The organism is Nonomuraea sp. 10N515B, from assembly GCF_052245915.1.
Taxonomy (GTDB): Bacteria; Actinomycetota; Actinomycetes; order Streptosporangiales; family Streptosporangiaceae; genus Nonomuraea.
Map to the genome: position 1 here is coordinate 1 of NZ_JBQQBQ010000167.1, position 2,313 is coordinate 2,313.

The 2,313-nt window shown below is 67.6% G+C and carries 2 protein-coding genes; one reads left to right on the plus strand and one right to left on the minus strand.

Annotation, left to right across the window (positions count from 1 at the left end; genetic code table 11):
- Positions 1-38 precede the first annotated feature (38 nt).
- Positions 39-560, minus strand: a complete 522-nt coding sequence (locus tag ACTWQA_RS58780; RefSeq protein ID WP_443167456.1) for a helix-turn-helix transcriptional regulator — start codon at positions 558-560, stop codon at positions 39-41.
- Between the two features lie 89 nt (positions 561-649).
- On the opposite strand from ACTWQA_RS58780, the gene ACTWQA_RS58785 reads away from it, so the two are divergent.
- Positions 650-1,918, plus strand: a complete 1,269-nt coding sequence (locus tag ACTWQA_RS58785; protein ID WP_443167457.1) for a serine hydrolase — start codon at positions 650-652, stop codon at positions 1,916-1,918.
- The last annotated feature ends 395 nt before the right edge of the window (positions 1,919-2,313 follow it).

Sequence of the window (2,313 nt, forward strand, 5' to 3'; positions counted from 1 at the left end):
GGTTCCCCCCCCGCTTCCGGGATTTGTGCGGTGTCCTGTCAGTCCAGCAGGCGCTGGATGTTCTCCAGGAGTTTCGCGTCGGCGGCCAGATGCGCCTCGGCGTTCTCGAAGAGAGCGTCGGCCAGCGGCGACAACCCCACCTTCGCCTCCCGTCCGGCGGCGATCTCCGCCCGCCGCCCCTCCAGTGCCCGGGACGAGGCCGCCACCAGCTCCCGAGCCTCACCTGAGTCCAGCAGCGCGTGCCAGCGCAGCGCCAGCGCGAAGTCCGACCTGGTGGAGTGCGGGGGCGCGGCCAGCGCCTTGCGCAGCAGGTCCTGCAGAGTGCGCCGGCCCTCGGGCGTGATCGCGTACACGCGGCGCAGCCGGTCGCCGGTGCGCTCCTCAGAATGGGTCTTCGCCAGCCCCTCGGCCTCCAGCTTGGCCAGGGCGTGATACACCGATCCCGGCTTGACGTCGGTCCATTGCTCCAGTGCCCCCGCCGTGACGAGCTGGTTGATCTCGTACCCGTGCCGAGGCCCCTCGTTGAGCAACCCCAGAACGAGCAGCCGGGTCGACGACACTCGAACACCTCCACGCGATAGTCAAGCTTGACCATATCAGCCGCGCCATGCTCTTATAGTCAAAGTTGAATACTCAACATGGAGGTTCGGTGAGGTTCTTCCTCTCAAGGCGGATGGACACGCTCGTCCGCGCGTACGCGCGGCTGGGCAGGTTCAGCGGTGCGGTGCTGGTCGCGCGCGGTGACCGGCGGCTCTTCGCGAAGGGGTACGGTCATGCCGACCACGAGCACGCGATGCCCAACACGCCGCGCACGGCGTTCAGGATCGGCTCGCAGACCAAGACCTTCACTGCGATCGCGATCCTGCGACTCCAGGAGCAGGGCAGGCTCCGCGTCGGCGATCCGATCGGCCGTCACCTGCCCTGCTATCCGCGCGGCGGCGACATCACGCTGCACCACCTGCTGACCAACACCGCTGGCATCCCCGACTACGTCACGATGGAGGGCTTCACCCGCATCATGGGAACGCCGCGCATGAGAGCGGAGCTCATCGCGGACTTCAAGGACCGGCCCCTGCTGTTCGAGCCCGGCACGCGGATGAGCTACAGCAACTCGGGATGGGTCCTGCTCGGAGAGGTGATCGAGCGGTCGTCCGGCCTGACCTACGGCGAGTACGTCCGCCGGCACGTCTTCGCCCCGCTGGCCATGGAGCACAGCGGCCTGGCCGACGGTCCGGCGGAAGGGCACGCCATCGGCTACATGGCGAACGACGGCCAGGTCACCCGCACCCCCTACCTGGACAACTCCAACCAGGACGCCGCGGGGGCCCTGCACTCGACGGTCGAGGATCTGCACCGCTGGAACCGCGGCCTGCCCCGCCTGCTGCGCCCGGAATCGCTGACAGAGCTGATCAGGCCGCACGTCGAAGCCGACGGGATCGGCTACGGCTACGGCTGCGCGGTGCGCGGGGACCGCGTCGAGAGCTCGGGCGGCACCATCGGCTTCGTCAGCGTCTCAGCGCACTACCGGCGCGACGACCTCTTCGTGACCGTGTTGTCCAACGTCGAGAACGCCGCGTTCGCGGAGATCGAGGCAGCCTTGGCGGCGATCGCCCGGCGTGAGCCGTACGAGCTGCCGAGCCGGCGGGTCTTCGTCACCGTCGACCCGGCTATCCTCGATCGGTACGTCGGGCGCTACACGATGCGGCACATGGGCCGCACTTCGACGATGGACGTCACGCGCGACGGCGATCGGCTGATGGTGGAGGTGCACGGGCTGGTCAGGACCGAGCTGCTGTCGATGTCGGAGACCCGTTTCTTCGGCAGGATGAAGGGTGAGGTCGAGCTGGATTTCCGGGCCAACGGGGAGGTCGCCGTCAACTGGGCGGGGCACGACGTCACGGCCCGGCCCGCCGCCTGATCTTCTCTGCCTGGAAGGGGGAGGAGCCGTCCTCCAGCAGGCGGACGACGCCGGCAGCGGTGGCCGCCTACCGTCGGCCGCCCTCTAGCGGATTCGTCTGCAGTGCTCCGGCCTTCAGTCATGTCGAGGGTGGGGCGTGACCATCCCGCATAGCGGGCATGCACAGCCGTTTCGCTCCTGAGGCGAAACGGTGTCCACGCGGCTCTGACCGGTCGGTTCTGCGCTCGATGTACTGGCGGGCAACGGTCGGCGGCGGCCCGCCGCAACTCGGCCGCGCCCATGGAGGTGGTGTTTGAGAAGGTCACCCGTAATCGGTGACTATTAGGAAGCAATCGCCTCAATAGTCACTTTAGCATCGTTTGTCTTGTTTTTGGAATCGGATGAATCGGTGTTCT